The organism is Aminobacter sp. P4_D5, assembly GCF_056401815.1.
In genome coordinates this window covers 1-705 of the sequence record NZ_JBFUIP010000731.1, presented here as the reverse complement: position 1 = coordinate 705, position 705 = coordinate 1, and the positions used below count along the sequence as shown (strand labels likewise).

At 72.9% G+C, this 705-nt stretch carries 1 protein-coding gene; it reads right to left on the bottom strand.

All coding sequences use genetic code 11. The annotated features are described in order from the left end of the window. Positions 1–705: diguanylate cyclase domain-containing protein (locus tag AC1DWF_RS34635; protein ID WP_476843001.1), on the bottom strand; the 705-nt coding region annotated here is incomplete at both ends.

Here is a 705-nt window from a genome sequence, read left to right as displayed (position 1 = left end):
GTCGGCATCCTGCGGGTGCAGGGTGATGCCGATGCTGGCCGAGACCTGCACGCTGTGCCCGAGCACGATGAAGGGCCGTTCCAGCGCGTCGCGGATGTGCAGCGCGAATTGCGCGGCCTCCTGCGCCAAGCCGGTGCCCGAGGACTGGAGGATGGCGAACTCGTCGCCGCCGAGCCGCGCGACGATGTCGTCCTCGCCGAGCACCTCCGCGATGCGGGCGGCGACGTCGCGCAGCATGCGGTCGCCGGCCGCGTGGCCGAGCGCGTCGTTCACCGCCTTGAAACGGTCGAGGTCAAGGAAGTGCAGCGCGAAGGGCGCGCGTCCCGGTCCCTGCCGCCCTCCTGTCTGCCTGCCCTGGGCGCAGCGGTCCCGCAGGCGTTCGCCCAGCATGGAGCGGTTGGGCAGACCGGTCAGCGCGTCGTGGCGGGCGAGGTAGAGCAGTTGCTCCTCGGCGCGCTTGCGGTCGGTGATGTCGATCGAGGTGGTGACGACGGCCATGACCCGGCCCTCGCCGTCGCGCAGCGGCGCCTTGGTGGTGATGAGGGTGCGCGAGCCGCCCTGGCCGTCGGAGAGCTCCTCCTCGAAGCCAGCCATGGGCAGGCCGGAGGCGAAGACCTCGGCATCGGCGGAGAGCCCGCGCTCCACGCGGCCCTGGCCGAGGATGCGCACCGCGTCGTGGCCGACGAGCTCGGCCGGGGTGGAGCC